At 70.1% G+C, this 15,563-nt stretch carries 16 protein-coding genes; 6 read left to right on the top strand and 10 right to left on the bottom strand.

All coding sequences use genetic code 11. The annotated features are described in order from the left end of the window. Nucleotides 1-18: 18 nt before the first annotated feature. Together P2Q00_RS13125 and P2Q00_RS13120 are read right to left on the bottom strand one after the other, a co-directional pair. Nucleotides 19-2,274: a sensor histidine kinase gene (locus tag P2Q00_RS13125; protein WP_275772564.1), complete on the bottom strand. Its 2,256-nt coding sequence runs from the start codon at nt 2,272-2,274 to the stop codon at nt 19-21. A gap of 179 nt (nt 2,275-2,453) precedes the next feature. Continuing rightward, nucleotides 2,454-3,227 (bottom strand): AraC family transcriptional regulator, encoded by a 774-nt coding sequence (locus P2Q00_RS13120; protein WP_275772562.1) that lies wholly within the window; start codon nt 3,225-3,227, stop codon nt 2,454-2,456. Nucleotides 3,228-3,328: 101 nt separating this feature from the next. Here P2Q00_RS13120 and P2Q00_RS13115 point away from each other — a divergent pair, with 101 nt between their 5' ends. Further along, a complete protein-coding gene (locus tag P2Q00_RS13115) occupies nt 3,329-4,138 on the top strand; it encodes a sulfite exporter TauE/SafE family protein (protein WP_425579580.1) in 810 nt (269 codons plus the stop codon). 70 nt (nt 4,139-4,208) lie between these two features. Here the strand turns inward: P2Q00_RS13115 and P2Q00_RS13110 are convergent, their stop codons facing one another. From P2Q00_RS13110 to egtA, 6 genes are all read right to left on the bottom strand, one after another. Continuing rightward, nucleotides 4,209-4,904 (bottom strand): polysaccharide deacetylase family protein, encoded by a 696-nt coding sequence (locus P2Q00_RS13110; protein WP_275772558.1) that lies wholly within the window; start codon nt 4,902-4,904, stop codon nt 4,209-4,211. Next, complete coding sequence (gene xynA, locus P2Q00_RS13105; RefSeq protein ID WP_275772556.1) at nt 4,901-5,575, bottom strand: endo-1,4-beta-xylanase XynA; 675 nt, start codon at nt 5,573-5,575, stop codon at nt 4,901-4,903. The genes P2Q00_RS13110 and xynA overlap by 4 nt, the downstream gene beginning before the upstream one ends. A gap of 232 nt (nt 5,576-5,807) precedes the next feature. After that, the gene (egtD, locus tag P2Q00_RS13100; RefSeq protein WP_275772555.1) at nt 5,808-6,770 is read right to left on the bottom strand and encodes an L-histidine N(alpha)-methyltransferase; all 963 of its coding nucleotides are present in this window, start codon (nt 6,768-6,770) and stop codon (nt 5,808-5,810) included. Further along, entirely contained in the window at nt 6,767-7,564 is a 798-nt protein-coding gene (egtC, locus tag P2Q00_RS13095) for an ergothioneine biosynthesis protein EgtC (protein WP_275772553.1), read from the bottom strand. The genes egtD and egtC overlap by 4 nt, the downstream gene beginning before the upstream one ends. Continuing rightward, a complete protein-coding gene (gene egtB / locus P2Q00_RS13090) occupies nt 7,564-8,898 on the bottom strand; it encodes an ergothioneine biosynthesis protein EgtB (RefSeq protein ID WP_275772551.1) in 1,335 nt (444 codons plus the stop codon). The genes egtC and egtB overlap by 1 nt, the downstream gene beginning before the upstream one ends. Continuing rightward, nucleotides 8,895-10,214: an ergothioneine biosynthesis glutamate--cysteine ligase EgtA gene (gene egtA, locus P2Q00_RS13085; protein WP_275772549.1), complete on the bottom strand. Its 1,320-nt coding sequence runs from the start codon at nt 10,212-10,214 to the stop codon at nt 8,895-8,897. Before egtA ends, egtB begins: the two co-directional genes overlap by 4 nt. A gap of 288 nt (nt 10,215-10,502) precedes the next feature. On the opposite strand from egtA, the gene P2Q00_RS13080 reads away from it, so the two are divergent. From P2Q00_RS13080 to P2Q00_RS13060, 5 genes are all read left to right on the top strand, one after another. Beyond that, nucleotides 10,503-11,333: a TIGR02452 family protein gene (locus tag P2Q00_RS13080; protein WP_275772547.1), complete on the top strand. Its 831-nt coding sequence runs from the start codon at nt 10,503-10,505 to the stop codon at nt 11,331-11,333. A gap of 284 nt (nt 11,334-11,617) precedes the next feature. Then, nucleotides 11,618-12,067 carry a DUF3995 domain-containing protein gene (locus P2Q00_RS13075; protein WP_275772545.1) on the top strand — a complete coding sequence of 150 codons (450 nt, stop codon included), beginning with the start codon at nt 11,618-11,620 and terminating at the stop codon, nt 12,065-12,067. Next, on the top strand, nt 12,060-12,572 hold the full coding sequence (locus P2Q00_RS13070; protein ID WP_275772543.1) for an RNA polymerase sigma factor: 513 nt from the start codon (nt 12,060-12,062) through the stop codon (nt 12,570-12,572). Before P2Q00_RS13075 ends, P2Q00_RS13070 begins: the two co-directional genes overlap by 8 nt. Further along, a complete protein-coding gene (locus P2Q00_RS13065; RefSeq protein WP_275772541.1) occupies nt 12,569-13,021 on the top strand; it encodes a hypothetical protein in 453 nt (150 codons plus the stop codon). The genes P2Q00_RS13070 and P2Q00_RS13065 overlap by 4 nt, the downstream gene beginning before the upstream one ends. 333 nt (nt 13,022-13,354) lie before the next feature. Then, nucleotides 13,355-14,668, top strand: a complete 1,314-nt coding sequence (locus P2Q00_RS13060) for a phosphatase PAP2 family protein (RefSeq protein ID WP_275772539.1) — start codon at nt 13,355-13,357, stop codon at nt 14,666-14,668. Nucleotides 14,669-14,731: 63 nt separating this feature from the next. On the opposite strand, the gene P2Q00_RS13055 is transcribed toward P2Q00_RS13060, so the two are convergent. Together P2Q00_RS13055 and P2Q00_RS13050 are read right to left on the bottom strand one after the other, a co-directional pair. Next, nucleotides 14,732-15,178: a type II toxin-antitoxin system PemK/MazF family toxin gene (locus P2Q00_RS13055; RefSeq protein ID WP_275772537.1), complete on the bottom strand. Its 447-nt coding sequence runs from the start codon at nt 15,176-15,178 to the stop codon at nt 14,732-14,734. Between the two features lie 21 nt (nt 15,179-15,199). After that, a complete protein-coding gene (locus P2Q00_RS13050) occupies nt 15,200-15,409 on the bottom strand; it encodes an antitoxin (RefSeq protein ID WP_275772535.1) in 210 nt (69 codons plus the stop codon). Between the last annotated feature and the right edge of the window lie 154 nt (nt 15,410-15,563).

Below are 15,563 nucleotides of genomic sequence, written 5' to 3'. Positions count from 1 at the left end.
TGACACCTGCGTCACGCGTCACTCCACCGTGCCCCAAGGCGGGGCTGAGCGCGACACGTCCTGGCTGCCGTCCTGTCTGGAGGTGCGCCGCGCCCGCCGTCGGGAGTGGGCGCCCTTCGCCCGCGGTTTGCGGGAGTCCTCGTCGTGGCCGGGCGGTGTTGTGGCGGCCCGTTGGTCGTTCCAGGCCTCGTATCCCTTGAACCCGTCCAACCCGTCCTGGGCATCCTGTGCGGCGAAGGATGCCGCCGAGACGCTGCGCCGAGATGAGGAGGCCTCCTTGAAGGCGGCCAGCGCCAGGGTTTCGACGTCGGGTTCCTCGCCGGCCGTGCGATATGTGATCGTGTCCGGCAGCATGACGAGCGACGTCGTGCCGGACTGCTCGCCGGCCGGGCGCAGCTGGACGCGGATGCCATGCCGACCGGCCAGTCTGCCGACCACGAAGAGCCCCATGTGCTGGGAGATGTCGGCGTCCACGGTCGGCGGATTGGCCAGCTTGCGGTTGATCACCGCGAAGTCCTCCGCGGGCAGGCCGATGCCCTTGTCGTGGATCTCGACCATGATGCGGCCGTCGGGCAGATGGGCTGCGGTCACGCGGACCTCCGAGTGCGGGGAGGAGAACGAGGTGGCGTTCTCCAGCAGCTCGGCGAGCAGATGGACCAGGTCGGTCACGGCCCGGCCGTGGATCTCGGCCTCCGGTATGCCGGAGAAGGCGATGCGCTCGTACTGCTCCACCTCGGAGGAGGCGGCACGGATGACGTCGATCAGCGGCAGCGGCCGGTCCCACTGGTGGGCGGGCTTCTCGCCGCCGAGTACAAGGAGGTTCTCGCCGTTGCGGCGGACACGGGTGGCGAGGTGGTCCAGTTTGAAGAGGTTCTCCAGCTGGTCCGGGTCGGTCTCGTGGTCCTCCAGGTCAGTGATCAGGGCCAGTTGACGCTCGATCAGGGACTGGCTGCGGCGCGACAGATTGGTGAAGATCGTGTTGATGTTGCCGCGCAGCAGGGCCTGTTCGGCGGCGAGCCGCACGGCCTCGCGGTGGACGTGGTCGAAGGCGCGGGCGACCTCGCCGATCTCGTCCGTGCTGGTGATCGGGATGGGGGCGACCCGGGAGTCGACCTGGCCGGGGACGGCGCGCGACAGCCGGGTGATCAGCGCCGGCAGCCGCTGTCCGGCGATCTCGATGGCGGAGGCACTCAGCCGGCGCATACGGCGACTCATCGTGCGCGCCACCCAGGAGGCGAGGAGGAAGGCGACGAGCACGGACGCGAGGACGAGCACCGCGTTGATGACGGCGTCCCGGCGGGCGTCGTCGGCGATGTCGCGGGCGCCCGCGAGGGCCGTGTCGGTGAGGTGGACCTCGATGCTGCGGTAGGCGCCGAAGCCGAGCGTGGACGCGGCGAAGAACGACTCGGGCGTGATGCCTTCGGCGCTGAGCTGCGCGGTCGTCTTTCCGGTGGCGATCTCGCCGATCATCGAATCCAGGCCGGGTGGGGCGAGGTAAGTCTGCCCTGCCTCCTTGGCTTTGGCCGCCGCCTCGGTGCGCTGCTGTTCGCCCTGTGCGTTCGCGGCCGCCAGTGCCGTCCGCAGCCGTGCCATGTCGTCGGCGGTGCCGGCACCGGCGTACTCCTGCAGCGCGACCTTTTCGAGGTAGGCGTACGAGCGGAAAGAGGCGAGCTGGGTCTCCAGTTCGCCCGCGGCGAGGGTGCCGCGGTCCTCCGCCAGCAGATGGGTGCCGATGGAACGGATCAGGGATTCGGCCGCCTGGGTCAGGGACATCGCGTAGAGGGTGCGGCCGAAGCTCGCCTGGTTGTTGCTGCCGAAGCCCAGCTCGTTCGAGATCTCCATCAGGGGGTGCTGGACGAGGTGGTAGCTCTCCTCCGTCTGTACGCCGGACAGGCGTGAAGTGAATGCGTTCGCGCGCACCGTCGGCAGCTGTTTCTCGCCGGCGCGCACCAGCCCGACCCGTCGGAGGAGGCCGGCGTTCTGCGGTATGCGGTCGACGGCTCTGTCGAATGCCGCGGCATCCTCGTCGGTGGTCCTGCGGGCTTGCACGACCGCGGCGGCGGTTCGTTCGCCCTTCAGCAGCGGGATGACGGACACATCGCGCTCGTTGATCGCGTCACTGGCGTATTTGTTCGCCGCCTGGACCAGCTCGGCCACGCGGACCGCATCGTCGGCGGCCCGCCAGGTGTCCACGGAGTGCTTCACCCGCAGGCCCCCGAGGACGAGGGCGACGAGTACAGGGATCAACAGAACGGCCCTCAGACGCCTGGCCACAGGCCAGTTGCCTGTCAGGGATCTCCGCGGTGTGCCTTCGGATGTCTGGGAAACCGTATTGGGCAAGATCGTCCTATCGCTTCGCTGCTGGATCGCCTCGCGTTCTACGCAGGCCCGGCACTCTCTTTACGTCCCGCCTACGGGCCACCGTTCACCCGGCGCAGCCATAACGGCGGCTTTCATGGGGTGCGTTGAGGCTTGTGCGCCGTCGGCGGCCGGCCGAGGAGCTTCTTGAACGCGGCCGTGTAGGCGGCAGGGTTGTCGTAGCCGAGCAGGGCCGCGATGCGCGTGACGGGCAGGCCCGCGGCGAGGTGTTGCAGGGAGTGCAGGATGCAGGCGCGCCCGCGCCACTGCGAGAAGCTCAGGCCGGTGCCGCTGCGGAATAGACGGGCGAGGGTGCGTTCGCTGATGTTGAGGGCCGCGCACCAGCGCGCTGGCGGGTCGTGGATGCCCGGCTTCTGCAGGAACTCCTCGCACAGGCTGCGGAGCCGCGGCTCGGACGGCAGCGGCAGGTCGAGCGGCAGCGGGGTGAGGGTCTTGAGCTCGTGGAGGATGAGGGCGGCGACCGCCGCATCGCGGCTGTGCTCTGGGTAGCAGGGCTCCATGTCGACGGCGGTCAGGATCAGCGCCCGCAACAGGGCTGAGACGTCGACGGCCTGGCAGCGGGCGGGAAACCACGGCACGGCGGCGGGCTCGATGTAGAGGCTGCGGGTGCTGACGCCCGTCATCGTGACCTGATGCCTGGTCATGGGCGGGATCAGTACCGCGCGGGCCGTGGGAATCGTCCAGTTGCCGTCGTCCGTCTCGACCTGCATGACGCCGGTGGCCGCGTACAGGACCTGGGCGCGGCGGTGCTCGTGCCAGATGAGCAGGTGGTCCTCGGGGTAGTCGGTGCCGATGGCCAGCACGGCACGGTTGAGGCCGTCCAACTCCGCGACCGGGATGTTACGCATCCAGGGAGGTTACGCGGGATCAGCCCCCTTGTCTGCTGCGCGTAGGAAACTGGCAATTGATCGATTGCCCGCCATGCCGCCCGATCCCTAGCCTCTGACCAGTGCTGATTTCGTTCTCCCCTCTCTTGACTCTCTTGTTCTTCGGCTGCCTGACCGGCCTCACGACCGTCCTCTTCGGCTTCGGTGGCGGCTTCATCACCGTCCCCGTCGTCTACGGCGTGCTGACCGCCACGGCGTGTTCGGCAGCGGACGCCATGCATGTCGCGGTGGCGACCTCGGCGGCGGTCATGGTCGTGAATGCCGTAGTGGCGGCGCTGGCCCAGTGGCGTCAGGGCCGACTGCGCCGCGCGTACGTCTGGCCGCTGGCGGCGTTCATCGCGGTCGGCGCCGTCGCCGGATCCTTCGTGGCCACCCTCATCGGCGGTACGGCGCTGCGCCTGCTCTTCGCCGTCTACCTGCTGGTGACGGTCGCCGACAGTCTGCTGCGCGAGGGCTTCCTCTCCGTGGCGCACCGGACGTGTCCGAAGCCCCTGGGCCGAGGTACGACCACCCTCGGCGGAATGGGCATCGGCCTGGTGGCCGCCGGCCTCGGCGTGGGCGGCAGCGTCATGACGGTCCCGCTGCTGCGCCGCAGGGGCCTTCCCATGGCCGAGGCGACCGCCATGGCCAACCCCCTCAGCGTCCCCGTCGCCCTGGCGGCGACACTCGTCTACGCCCTCGCGCCCAGCGCACCGGCCTGCACGGGGCAGCTCGGTTACGTCGATCTCGCCGCGGGCGCCGCCCTGCTCGCCGGCTCACTGCCCACCATCGCCGTGGCGAGGCGAGTCACCGCCCGGGTGCCGGACCGCGTCCACTCCGCCGCCTACGTCGCGCTTCTCCTGGTCGTCCTGGTCGTGATGGTGGCCATGTAGGGCCGCCACCCCATCAGAACCCGACCGGGCGGCGGCCGGTGTCCGGTATCCGCGTGGGTGGTGGTTCCGGTCACGCCGCCGTCGGAGGCACAGCGCGGCCGGTCTGCGGGGAGATCATGCCCGCGCACAGACTGCGGGCGGCCAGGCCCTGCGCGATGCGCGGGATCGCCGTGACCGTGTTGGCGGGCCAGTCGTGCATGAGGATGACCTGCCCGTTGGTGAGCCGGCCGGCGGCGGCCACGATCGCATCCGTACTGGCGCCGTTCCAGTCCTGCGAGTCCACGTTCCAGAGGATCTCGGTGAGCCCGTACTTGGCCTCCACGGCCTTCACCGTCGCGTTGGTCTCGCCGTACGGCGGCCGGAACAGTCTCGGCGTGCCGCCTCCCGAGGCCGCGACGGCCTGCTGGGTGCGGGAGATCTCCGAGTCGATCTGCGCCTGGCCGAGCTGGGTCAGGTGCGGGTGGGTGTAGCTGTGGTTGCCGACCCACATTCCGGCGGCGACCTGGGGCTTCACCTGCGCCGGGTAGGCGGCGGCGTACCGGCCCTCGTTGAACATGGTGGCCCGCAGCCCGTTCTGCTTCAGTGCGCCCAGCAGGGCCGGTGTGTTGCCGGACGGGCCGTCGTCGAAGGTGAGTCCGACATATCCGTTGCAGGTGGCGGCCTGCGCAGGAGCGGTGTGGAGGGCGAGGGTGCCCGTGGCGGCCAGCGCGACGGCGGCCAGGGCCGTCGTCAGGGGACGTAACGGGTGACCTCGTCCGGTGCTCATGCCGACACCGTGATGTTGGAGCTGCCGCTGCTCTGGTAACCCTCGGTCGCGAGGATCATGTAGTACTTGAAGCTGCCGAGGGGCATCCCGGTGCGGGCCCAGGCGTCGAAGTGGTTGCCGGTGGTGATGGTGCCGCCGGTCCGCTTCGACTGCCGCACGCTCCAGTACTGGTTGAAGGTCTTGGTGCCCTCGACGGACGGGGCGTTGTACCGCGTCGTCTGGTAGATGTCGTAGGTGCCGCCGTCGCTGGTCACGGTGCCCTTGTACGTTCCCGTGGGCCGGTAGGTGCCCCAGTTGTCGACGATGTAGTACTCGACGAGCGGGTTCGAGGTCCATCCGTACAGAGACAGGTAGCCGTTGCCGGACGGGTTGAAGCTGCCCGAGTAGGTCACGTTCCGGCGCGCGCCGGTGCTCCAGCCCTTGCCGGCGACGAAGTTGCCGGTGTTCCTCCAACTGGTGCTGTAGTTGCCGCCGGAGCCCAGGGTCATGGAGACGGTCCCCTGCGCGTCGGTCCAGAACGAGTAGTAGAAGCCGTTGTTGGTGCCGGTCTGGTTCGTGGTGATGACCGTGGCGGCGCGGGCGGTGCCGGGCAGGGCGAGCGCCGAGACGGCGCCCAGCAGCATGGCGCAGGCGGTCCTGCGGCTCGTGGGGTGTGCGGGTGTGATGTCCATGGGGCGCAGTGTTGGCCTGTCCCCGTCAAGCGTCAATACTTTCGGCATTGATCGCGAAACATTCGTCTCGCTGTACAGCACCTATCTTCTGAGTGCTGGGCTGAAGGGATCATTGGGGGGCAAGGAAGTCTCGAATGTTTCGAAGGCTTTCCGAACCACGCGGACCGCTGCTCCCATGAGTCGGGGCAGGTACCGAAGTCGGCACCTGCCCCAACCGTGCTGTGCTCCGCGACTACCGCGCCACGCTCAGCGACAGCGCGAACCGCTCCTCCCCGTCCGTCCACCAGTGGGCCAACTCCAGCCCCGCCGTGGACAGTTCGGCACGTACGCCCTCCTTGCGGAACTTCGCCGACACCTCGGTGCGCAGCTCTTCGCCCTCGTCGAAGTCGACGGCGAGGTCGAGTGCGGGGATCTTCACGGTCTGCGCGGTGTGCGAGCGCAGGCGCATCTCGATCCACTCGTTCTCGGTGTCCCACAGGGCCACGTGGTCGAAGGCGCCGGGGTCGAAGTCGGCGCCCAACTCGCGGTTGACGACGGTCAGGACGTTCTTGTTGAACGCCGCCGTCACGCCGGCCGCGTCGTCGTACGCCCTGACCAGCACCTTCTCGTCCTTGACCAGGTCCGTGCCGAGCAGCAGCGCGTCACCGGGGGAGAGGAGGGAGCGGATCGCCTTGAAGAACGCCGCCCGTTCGGCCGGGAGCAGGTTGCCGATCGTGCCGCCGAGGAAGGCGATCAGCCGGGGGCCCGGTGTGTCCGGCAGCGTCACGCTCGCCGTGAAGTCGGCGATCAGCGCGTGTACTTGGAGGCCGGGACGCTCGGCGACGAGCGCCTGCCCGGCCTGCGTGAGCGCGCTCTCGCTGACGTCGACGGGGATGTACGTGTGGAGGTCGGTCAGGGCGTCCAGCAGGTACCGCGTCTTCTCCGACGACCCCGAGCCGAGCTCGATCAGGGTGCGGGCGCCTGTCGCTTCGGCGATCTCGGTGGAGCGGGCGATGAGGATCTCCCGCTCGGCGCGCGTGGGGTAGTACTCGGTCAGCTCGGTGATCTGCTCGAACAGCTCGCTGCCCTGGGCGTCGTAGAACCACTTCGGCGGCAGCGTCTTGGGTGTGCCGGTGAGGCCGTGCTGGACGTCGGCGCGCAGGGCGGCGTCCGTGGCGTCCTCGGGCAGGGTGCGGGTGAGAAGGAACGGACTCACGTACGGGGCTCCTTCGGCAGTGCGGGTGCGGGTGGCGTGGCGTTGCTCGGCTCCTTGAGCGGCGTGAGCAGCACATCGGTGCGGCTCGCCGCGAGCAGTGTGCGGTCGGGGACCTCCTGCCAGTGCGGGTCGTCGTCGTAGGGCTCGGAGGCCACGACGGTGCTGCGGCCGGGCTGGGACAGGTACCAGAGGGTGTCGCCCCAGGTGGTCGCGGTGATGGTTTCGCCGTTGGTGAGAAGGAGGTTGAGGCGGGAGCCGGGGGCCGCTTCGGCGACCTCCACCACCGTTTCGGCCAGCGCCTGTGCCTCGTCGTCGCCGCCGCGCAGCCGCGCCAGGACCAGCGCCCACACGAGCGCCGAGTCGTTGCGGGCCTCCAGCGACAGCACGTCGACCGCGGGCAGGCCGGCCACCAGGGGGGCGAGCGAACCCGGCCACCCCTTCACGGCACCGTTGTGGCTGAACAGCCAGGGCCCGGCCGCGAACGGCGCCGCCGCGGCCTCCGCGTCGGCACCCGACAGGGTCGCATCCCGTACGGCGGCCAGGACCGCCCCCGAGCGCACCACGCGCGCCAGGTCGGCGAAGGACACGTCCGCCCAGATGGGCCCGGCCCGGCGATAGCGCGCCGGCACCGGGTCCCCCTCGGCGTACCAACCCACCCCGAAACCATCGGCGTTGACCGTCCCGTACCGCTGCCGCCGGGGCGCCCACGACTGGCGGTACAGGGCGTGCGCGGGCTCCAGGAGGACTCTGCCGAGCGGTTCCTCGGGACCCAGATACGCCAGGTGACGGCACATCAGACGGCTCCCGCGGACCGGGCGGTGCGGAACCCGGAGAAGATCTGCCGCCGGATCGGGTAGTCCCAGTTGCGGAACGTCCCCCGGCAGGCCACCGGGTCCACGGCGAACGAACCGCCGCGCAGCACCTTGTACTCCGGCCCGAAGAACACCTCCGAGTACTCCTTGTACGGGAAGGCCTCGAAGCCCGGGTACGGCGTGAGGTCGCTCGACGTCCACTCCCAGACGTCGCCGATCAACTGCCGTACACCGAGCGGCGATTCGCCCGCTGGGTAGCTGCCGGCCGGGGCCGGGCGCAGGTGTCGCTGGCCGAGGTTGGCGTGCTCCGGTGCCGGGTCCGCGTCACCCCACGGGTAGCGCATCGAGCGGCCGGATGCCGGGTCGTGGCGGGCGGCCTTCTCCCACTCGGCCTCGGTGGGCAGCCGCCGGCCGGCCCAGCGGGCGTAGGCATCGGCCTCGTACCAGCACACGTGCAGCACCGGCTCGTCGGGCGGCACCACCTCGGTGACCCCGAAGCGGCGCCGCAGCCACTGCTTGCCGTCGCGCTTCCAGAACAGCGGGGCGTGGAGGGAGTGTTCGCGGATGTGCGCCCAGCCGGCGGCCGTCCACCAGCGCTCGTTGTCGTAGCCGCCGTCCTCGATGAATGCCTGATACGCAGCGTTCGTCACCGGGGTGGTGTCGATGTGGAACGCCGCCACCTCGCGCCGGTGCGCCGGGCGTTCGTTGTCCAGCGCCCAGGGCTCGGTGGAGGTGCCCATGGTGAACGGGCCGCCGGGGACGAGGACTTCGGCCGGTCCGGTGAACAGCGGGACCGGGTCCGGGTCCGGGGCGGTCAGAGCCTGCGGGCCCTTGCGGAGCTGATGGGTGATCAGCATCGTCTCGTCGTGCTGCTGTTCGTGCTGCGCGATCATCCCGAATGCGAAGCCCGCCTCCGTGAGTCTTGTCCCGTGGAAGTCGGCGTTCTCCAGCAGGTCCATCACCCGCCCACGCACCTCCGACGCATAGCTGCGCGCCTCGGCGGGTGGCAGCAGCGGCAGCGAGGGGCGCTCGGAGCGCGGGTGCTCGAAGGCGTCGTAGAGGCCGTCGATCTCGGGCCGCATCGCCTCCCGGCCGGCGACGGCCCGCAGCAGCCACAGCTCCTCCTGGTTGCCGATGTGCGCCAGGTCCCACACCAGCGGAGACATCAGCGGCGAGTGCTGCGCGGTCAGGTCCGGCTCCTCGACACAGCTGGTCAGGAGCATGGTGCGGTCGCGTGCGGTGGTCAGGGTGGTCAGGGCCCGCTCGCGCAGGGTCTCTGCGTCGATTGACGATTCGTCGATGGCGGGGTCGGTCATGATGTGCGGATGTCCTTCCCGTGCGGGCGCCGGTCGGTGCCGCGCACCCGGTCCAGCAGGTCGTCGGCCGGGGTACGGCCCTGGATGACATAGCGGTCCAGGTACGCCGCCACGGCGTCCGTGACCTGGGTGGTGGCACCGAGCCTGGGCAGGGCCTCCAGCGCTGCCGCGAAGCAGGCGATGGCCGCCTCGTGCAGCTCGGGGTCGGCCAGGCCGTACCGGGCCGCGTCGATCCACAGCGGATTGTGCGGCGCTGCAAGCCCGAGGGCCCGCTCGGCCAGGGGCTTCACGGTGCGGTACGCGGTCTCGGCGGCCGCCGGGTCGTCGAAGAGCGCCGTGGCCACGGCCAGCGGGACGATCCAGCCGTCGTCGCCGGGCTGTGCGTCGATCATGCGCAGTTCGAGGAAGCCACGCGGTCTGACCGGCGGGAACAGCGTCGTGATGTGGTAGTCGAGGTCCTCGCGGGTCGGCGGCCGAGGCGCGCCCGACCTGGTCCACTCCCGGAAGGTCAGCCCCTCCGGAACGTCCCAGGGCCCGTTGTCCCCTCGTATGCACATCACCGGCGCGTCCAGGACGTGCCGGGCCCAGGCCCGGCGCGGGTCCCCGTCCAGCGGGGGCGCGCCCGCCCGGCCGGCGCCGATCTCCAGCCACAGCAGCTGCCGGGTGGAGCGCCAGCCGGTGGGCTCGCGACCGGCCAGCGGGGAGTTGGCGAAGGCGGCCACCAGGACCGCGCCCAGCTGGTGCGCCAGCCACCAGCGCCGCCCGTGGCCGAGGGGGCCCGGCTCCTCGTGTCCGGCGTCCAGGCAGACCTGGACGGAGGCCGAGTTGCACATCATGCGGCGGCCGGAGGGGCCGGTGCGGTCCAGGCAGGTCTCCATGGCGTCGTAGCGCGACTCGTGCAGGAACCGGCGGGGCGGGTGCCAGGGATCGTGGCCGATGCCGACGAGGCCGAGACCGTGACCGGCGAGGGCCGAGCGGACGGTGTCGAGGTCGGCGGAGACGGTACCGATGCACTCCATCAGGGAGGTGGCGGGCGGCGAGCTCAGTTCCAGCTGGCCGCCGGGCTCAATGGTGAGCGCCGACCTCAGGGGCACGGTCCGCAGTGCGGCGTAGGCCGCTTCGAGTTGTTCGGGTGTGACGGGGAGCTGCGGTGTGTGCAGCTCATGGACGAGCCATTCCACTTCGACCCCGACATTGCGGGGCGGGCCGGTCTTGAAACAGATGCCCCGGACCAGTGCCTCCACCTCGGGTGGGGTGAGGGCGGTGCGGGGCTCCGTACAGTCGCTCGCCTGAGCGGTGCTCGGCGTATCGGACATGTCGGGAACCTCCTGAGATTCGACTGTGCCACCGCCTCGGTCCGTCAGGTGCCCGGACGGCAGCACTCGTCCCACCCAAGACCCTCCCGCCGCATCGCACAAGGGTGCGTATCGGCACGTTCCGACTCGGTAATCTCTTCGTTCCGAGCGTTTGTTCCAATTTTCCTGGGCGTTTGCGGACGTGGAAACTCTGTTGCACCGCATGTCCAGCATCGCCCAGGATCGATCCATGAGCACGACGGGGGAGCGCGCACGGCGCGCGAGCATGGCGCACACGGGGGTGGCGCCATGAGCGCGCGCCTGCGTGCCGTAGCGCAGCAGACGGAGCAGATCGTGGCGGCGGGTGCGTATCGCGCATCCGACGGGCGCGAGGTGTCCATTGCTACGGCGGTGGAGGCGGCGCGGGCCGGTACACGGATGTACGGGCCGGACCCGGTCCGCATCCCACAGGCCGCTCCTGTCGACACGTTCTTCGAGGTCACGGGCGAGAGCAGCCTGGAGGCCGCGCGCCGGCTCGGCGGGAAGGCGGCGGTCCTGAATTTCGCCTCGGCCCGCAACCCCGGCGGCGGTTTCCTGAACGGCGCCCAGGCGCAGGAGGAGGCCCTGTGCCGCTCCTCCGCGCTGTACACCTGCCTGCTCAAGGTCCCGGAGTTCTACGACCAGCACCGCACCCACCGTGACCCGTTCTACACGGACCGCGTCATCCACTCACCGGCGGTGCCCGTCTTCCGGGACGACCGCGGCCGTCTGCTGGACGAGCCGTACACCGTGGGCTTCCTGACCGCCGCGGCCCCGAACGCCGGAGTGATCAGACGTACGGCACCGCAGCACGTCCCCGACCTGCCACAGGCCCTGGCCGTCCGCGCCGAGCGGGTGCTGGAGACCGCCGCGGCCCATGGCTACCGGCGCCTGGTGCTGGGTGCCTGGGGCTGCGGAGTCTTCCAGAACGACCCGGCGCAGGTGGCGGGCGCCTTCCGGGCGCTGCTCGGCCCCGACGGCCGCTTCGCCCGGACCTTCGAGCACGTGGCCTTCGGCATCCTGGACCGCACGACGGGCAACACGGTCCGCGGCGCGTTCGTACGGGCGTTTCCGGAGCGCCGGCTCCAGCCGGAAAGGTGAGTCCCCCGCAGACGGGGGATGCTGCGGGGGACTCGTCCTGGAAGACGAGCGAGATGCGGCCCGCGTTCCGGGCCCGACGAAATTCCTTCTCGTCGACTGCCGCAGCAGTGCCATCTCACCTGTGCCCGGTGCCTCGTTCCGGGACGGCTTCCCGCGACGGCACCGCCGGGCAGGCGAGGCCGTCGTCGCACACCTCCGGAAAATTCACGTACTCCGAGGGAACGTTTCGCGCGGACGGCTCCTCAACAGGGCGACGGAATCCGCTCGCTGACGTAGGAGAACCCATGCCGTACCGGCCCGCGACCCCCGCCCCGACCCGTGCCGCCGCGCTCGTCGCCTCGGTGCTCACTGCGGACGCCGCGCTCCACCTGTACTGGACGACGGGAGCCACCTGGCCCGCGGCCGACGACAAGAGCCTGTCCTACGCGGTTCTCGGGACGGACGTGCCGTTCACACCACCGGTCCTGCTTCCTCTTGTCGCTCTGCTCCTCACCGCCGCCGCCTTCGTCCTCGCCCGCTCTCGCCGGCCCCGCCGCGTGCTGTTCCGCGTCGGCACCCTGGCCGTGGCCGCGGGCCTCTCGCTGCGCGCTCTGGCGGGGATCTACTGGCTGTTCGCCAAGGAGGCCGGCACCGCCTTCTACTTGCTCAACCTCCTTCTCTACACCCCGCTGTGCGCCGTCCTGGCCGTCGCCGCGCTGCGCGTGGCGCGCTGGAAGGAAGCGGCCCGTGCCTGATGAACGCCCCGATGACCGGACGGCCCGGCTCGTGCGAGCCGCCCAGCGGGGCGACACCCTCGCCATGGCCGAACTCCTCGACGTCCTCGCCCCGTACGTGGGCCGCATCTGCGCTCCAATAGCCCTCGGTCAGGGCGCGGACGCTGCACAGGAGGCCCTGGTGGCGGTCTTCAAGTCGCTGCGCACACTGAAGGACCCGGCCGCACTGCGCGGCTGGGTCCGTGCCATCGCGGTACGGGAGGCGATCCGCACCGCACACCGTGCCGCCCGCACCGTTCCGGCCGATCTCAGCGCGCTGCCCGCCCGGGGCGATCCCCAACTCTCCGCCGACATCAGGGACGTACTGGACCGGCTCTCCCCCGAGCACCGTGCGGTGCTGATGCTGCGTGACGTCGAGGGCCTGGACGAGCGCACCGCCGCCGCCCTGCTCGGCGTGCGCACGGGCACCGTCAAGTCGCGGCTGCACCGGGCCCGCGACACCTTCCGGAAGGCGTGGACGTCATGAACGAGCCCTGGCCCACCACCGACCTCGACCCCGTGCGCCGCCTGCACGCCCTGGCCGGCGGCATCCGCGGCGCCCACGTGACCGAGGCGTACATCGACGCCCCCTTCGAACAGGTCTGGGCCCTGCTGGGCGACCTGGAGGGCGCCATGGGGCAGGTCGTGCCCGACATGGAGCGGCTGTGCGTCGTCCGTCGGCAGGGCGAGCGTGTGGAGGCGCTGGCGCGCAGCAAGTACGGGATGCGGGCACGACTGCGCGGGGTGCAGCGGCCCGGCTGGTGCTGGCTGCAGAGCCGGTTCCTGCTGCTCGGCGTGGCGGCGGCGCCAGAAGGCCCGGGCACTCGGGTGGCGTTCACCGGTGGCGTGCGCGTGCCGGCCCATGCCGCGCTGATCCCCCTGGGCGTACGACGTGAGGGCAGCCGCAGCGTTCAGCGCCTGACTGCTCTGCTGTGACCGGGAAGGCACACCGTCCGGTTCCAGAGACAACCTCGATCGCGCGGAACCGGTCTTCCCAGGCGGTGCGGACGTCGCGAGACTGCCCGTGACCAGCGAGACCCACTTGCACCACCCGATAACATGTTCGAGCTCACGATGATCATTTTCATAGTCCGCCCTCTACCGAAAAGCCCTGCCATCCGGCACGACAAGTGACCTGACCAACCACCGTCTAATAAATCGGCCAACCAATTGATACCTAGTGAATCGCGGTTGTCTCCGCGAATAAGACGCAGATTTTCATTCGCCACGTGGTGTCAGCCGCGGACGATACTGTGGACCGCAGCGGGTGTGGTGGTCCTCGGATTCCTCATCGCATTGGAGATTGCCGCACGCCACTACGGTCTGCCGGGGCCGCTCACGACCCAGGCGCAGGAAGTCATACTTCCTCCCAAGTCGGGCTTCCTCCTGTACGCCAGCATGGCGTTGATGATGGTGGTGCTCACCCGGCGGCAAAGGTTCATCGCGGCTGGTACCGCGATCGGCATCGACATTGTCTTCGTGCTGGTGCGGTGGGCGTGCGACGTCAAGGTGACCGAAGAAGGCCACCACCCGTTCGGGAACGGGGCGTTGTGGGTGATTCTGGGCTGTGCCGTCATCGCTGTCACGCGCCGCACCGGCCAGGAACGTGTCCTCCTGCTGAAGGGCGTCGGCCTGGCCCTGCTGCTGGTGGCCGGCCGCAAGACCGGCGACACCTGGCTGCTCATCACGTCGAAGGCGCGTCCGACGGTGCTCGACCAGTACGTGGCCACCGCCGATCGCGCGCTGGGCGACCCGTCGTGGCTGGTGGGCCGGGTGGTCAAAGCCTCCGGCCCGATCGGCTTCCATTTTCTCGACCTCGTCTACGGCCAGCTCGCGGTGGCCGCCGTCATCGTCGCGCTCTATCAACTGCGCAACGTGGCGGTCGAGCGCCGCTTGCCGAGCCATCATCTGGTGCGCACATTTCTGGTGATCGGCCTGCTCGGGCCGGCCATCTACATGCTCTTCCCGGTGGTGGGGCCGATCTTCGCGTACGGCGCCGGCGTCGACCACTGGCCGAGCCCCGACATGGGGCCGGATACGCCGCCCACCGTGCACTTCGCGGTGGCCGACATATGGCCGCACACGCTGCCGTCGCTGAGTCCGCCGCACCGGATGCGATTCGACGAGTTCACCCCACGCAACTGCATGCCCAGCCTGCACACGGCATGGGCGACGGCGATATTCATTCATTCGCGGAAGGGCCCGCGCATTCTGCGATTCGCGGGCACGTTCTGGCTGATTGCCACGCTCTGCGCAACGCTGGGATTCGGCTATCACTACGGCGCCGATCTCATTGCCGGCATGGTGTTCACGCTCACGATCGAGGCAGCCCTGCGCGCGCACGACCGCGGCTGGGATCGATCCGGCATCCAGCTGGTCGCTTACGGCGCCGCGGTCTTCGCGGCGCTCCTGGTGTCGTATCGCTGGTTGCCGTTGGAGATGGCCAGGCACCCGTGGGCGTTCGGGCCGCTTCTCCTTCTGGCGCTGGCCTCAGTGATCTACGGCTATGTACGGACGACCAGGGCGTGGGAACCGGTGCTCGCACCGGTACGGCAACGCGAACCGCAGCCCGAACTCGCCTGACATGCAGGTGATGCCCCGGCCGGCCAGGATGCTGTTGCATCCGGTCAGGCCGGGGTTGTGCGTTCAGCTCCAGCCGTAGCGCTCCGCCAGCCGCTGCCGCACCAGGTTGAAGCGCCCCCGGTCCAGCGCGCAGGCCTCCCGGCGCATGCCGTCCTCGTGCAGCCGCAGCACCCGGTCCACATCGATCCAGGAGTCGCGCCCGGACCGGTCCCAGGGCCCGCTGCCGATCGCCACCCACTCCCGGTCGCCGTCGTGCCGCTTGCTGGACAGCTGCACGGCCAGGACGGTCCCGGCGGCTTCGCGGGCAACGACGAGTACGGGGCGGTCCTTGCCGCGGCCGTCGTTCTCCTCGAAGGGCACCCAGGTCCAGACGATCTCGCCGGGGTCGGGGTCGCCGTCGTGCGCGGGGGAGTACTCGGTGCGCACCTTGCCGACCTGGCGGGGGTCGGCCTCGGTGGTGGCGGTGGGGCCGAAGCGGCCCGGGACGTTCTCATCGGTAGACGCAGTCACGCAGGCACCTTAGAGGACCGGTCACCCGGAGTCGTCCGAGGCCTGTTCGCCCAGGCGCTGGACCAGGTCCTTGGCCTTCTCCACGCCGGTGTCGATCTGGTCGCTGTACTTGCCGTCGGTCTTGTCGTCGACGAGATCGCCTGCCTTCTCCAGCCCTTCGCCGATGGCCTCGCCATGGGCCTCGGCGACGTCTTCCGCCTTGTCCTTGAGGTTCTTCAGGGACTCGAACATCGGGGCGTCCTCCTTGAGTTGCACACGTGACGGGGCACAGGGCCGATGCTCTCCGCGTGACAGCGGCCCGGGCAAGAGGGCGCTCGAAGCGCACCGGGGGTACAAACGGGCCTGGGGCCCTCGAAACATACCGAGGACCCCAGGTGCCGTAGGC

It is taken from the genome of Streptomyces coacervatus (assembly GCF_029223485.1).
Taxonomy (GTDB): domain Bacteria; phylum Actinomycetota; class Actinomycetes; order Streptomycetales; family Streptomycetaceae; genus Streptomyces; species Streptomyces coacervatus.
This window is presented reverse-complemented; position numbering and strand designations above follow the sequence as displayed.

Excerpts from the sequence above, each read along its gene's own strand:
- P2Q00_RS13120 (WP_275772562.1), bottom strand. The coding sequence starts at position 3,227 with ATGCGTAACATCCCGGTCGCGGAGTTGGACGGCCTCAACCGTGCCGTG.
- P2Q00_RS13110 (WP_275772558.1), bottom strand. The coding sequence starts at position 4,904 with ATGAGCACCGGACGAGGTCACCCGTTACGTCCCCTGACGACGGCCCTG.
- xynA (WP_275772556.1), bottom strand. The coding sequence starts at position 5,575 with ATGGACATCACACCCGCACACCCCACGAGCCGCAGGACCGCCTGCGCC.
- egtC (WP_275772553.1), bottom strand. The coding sequence starts at position 7,564 with ATGTGCCGTCACCTGGCGTATCTGGGTCCCGAGGAACCGCTCGGCAGA.
- egtB (WP_275772551.1), bottom strand. The coding sequence starts at position 8,898 with ATGACCGACCCCGCCATCGACGAATCGTCAATCGACGCAGAGACCCTG.
- egtA (WP_275772549.1), bottom strand. The coding sequence starts at position 10,214 with ATGTCCGATACGCCGAGCACCGCTCAGGCGAGCGACTGTACGGAGCCC.
- P2Q00_RS13080 (WP_275772547.1), top strand. The coding sequence starts at position 10,503 with ATGAGCGCGCGCCTGCGTGCCGTAGCGCAGCAGACGGAGCAGATCGTG.
- P2Q00_RS13075 (WP_275772545.1), top strand. The coding sequence starts at position 11,618 with ATGCCGTACCGGCCCGCGACCCCCGCCCCGACCCGTGCCGCCGCGCTC.
- P2Q00_RS13065 (WP_275772541.1), top strand. The coding sequence starts at position 12,569 with ATGAACGAGCCCTGGCCCACCACCGACCTCGACCCCGTGCGCCGCCTG.
- P2Q00_RS13050 (WP_275772535.1), bottom strand. The coding sequence starts at position 15,409 with ATGTTCGAGTCCCTGAAGAACCTCAAGGACAAGGCGGAAGACGTCGCC.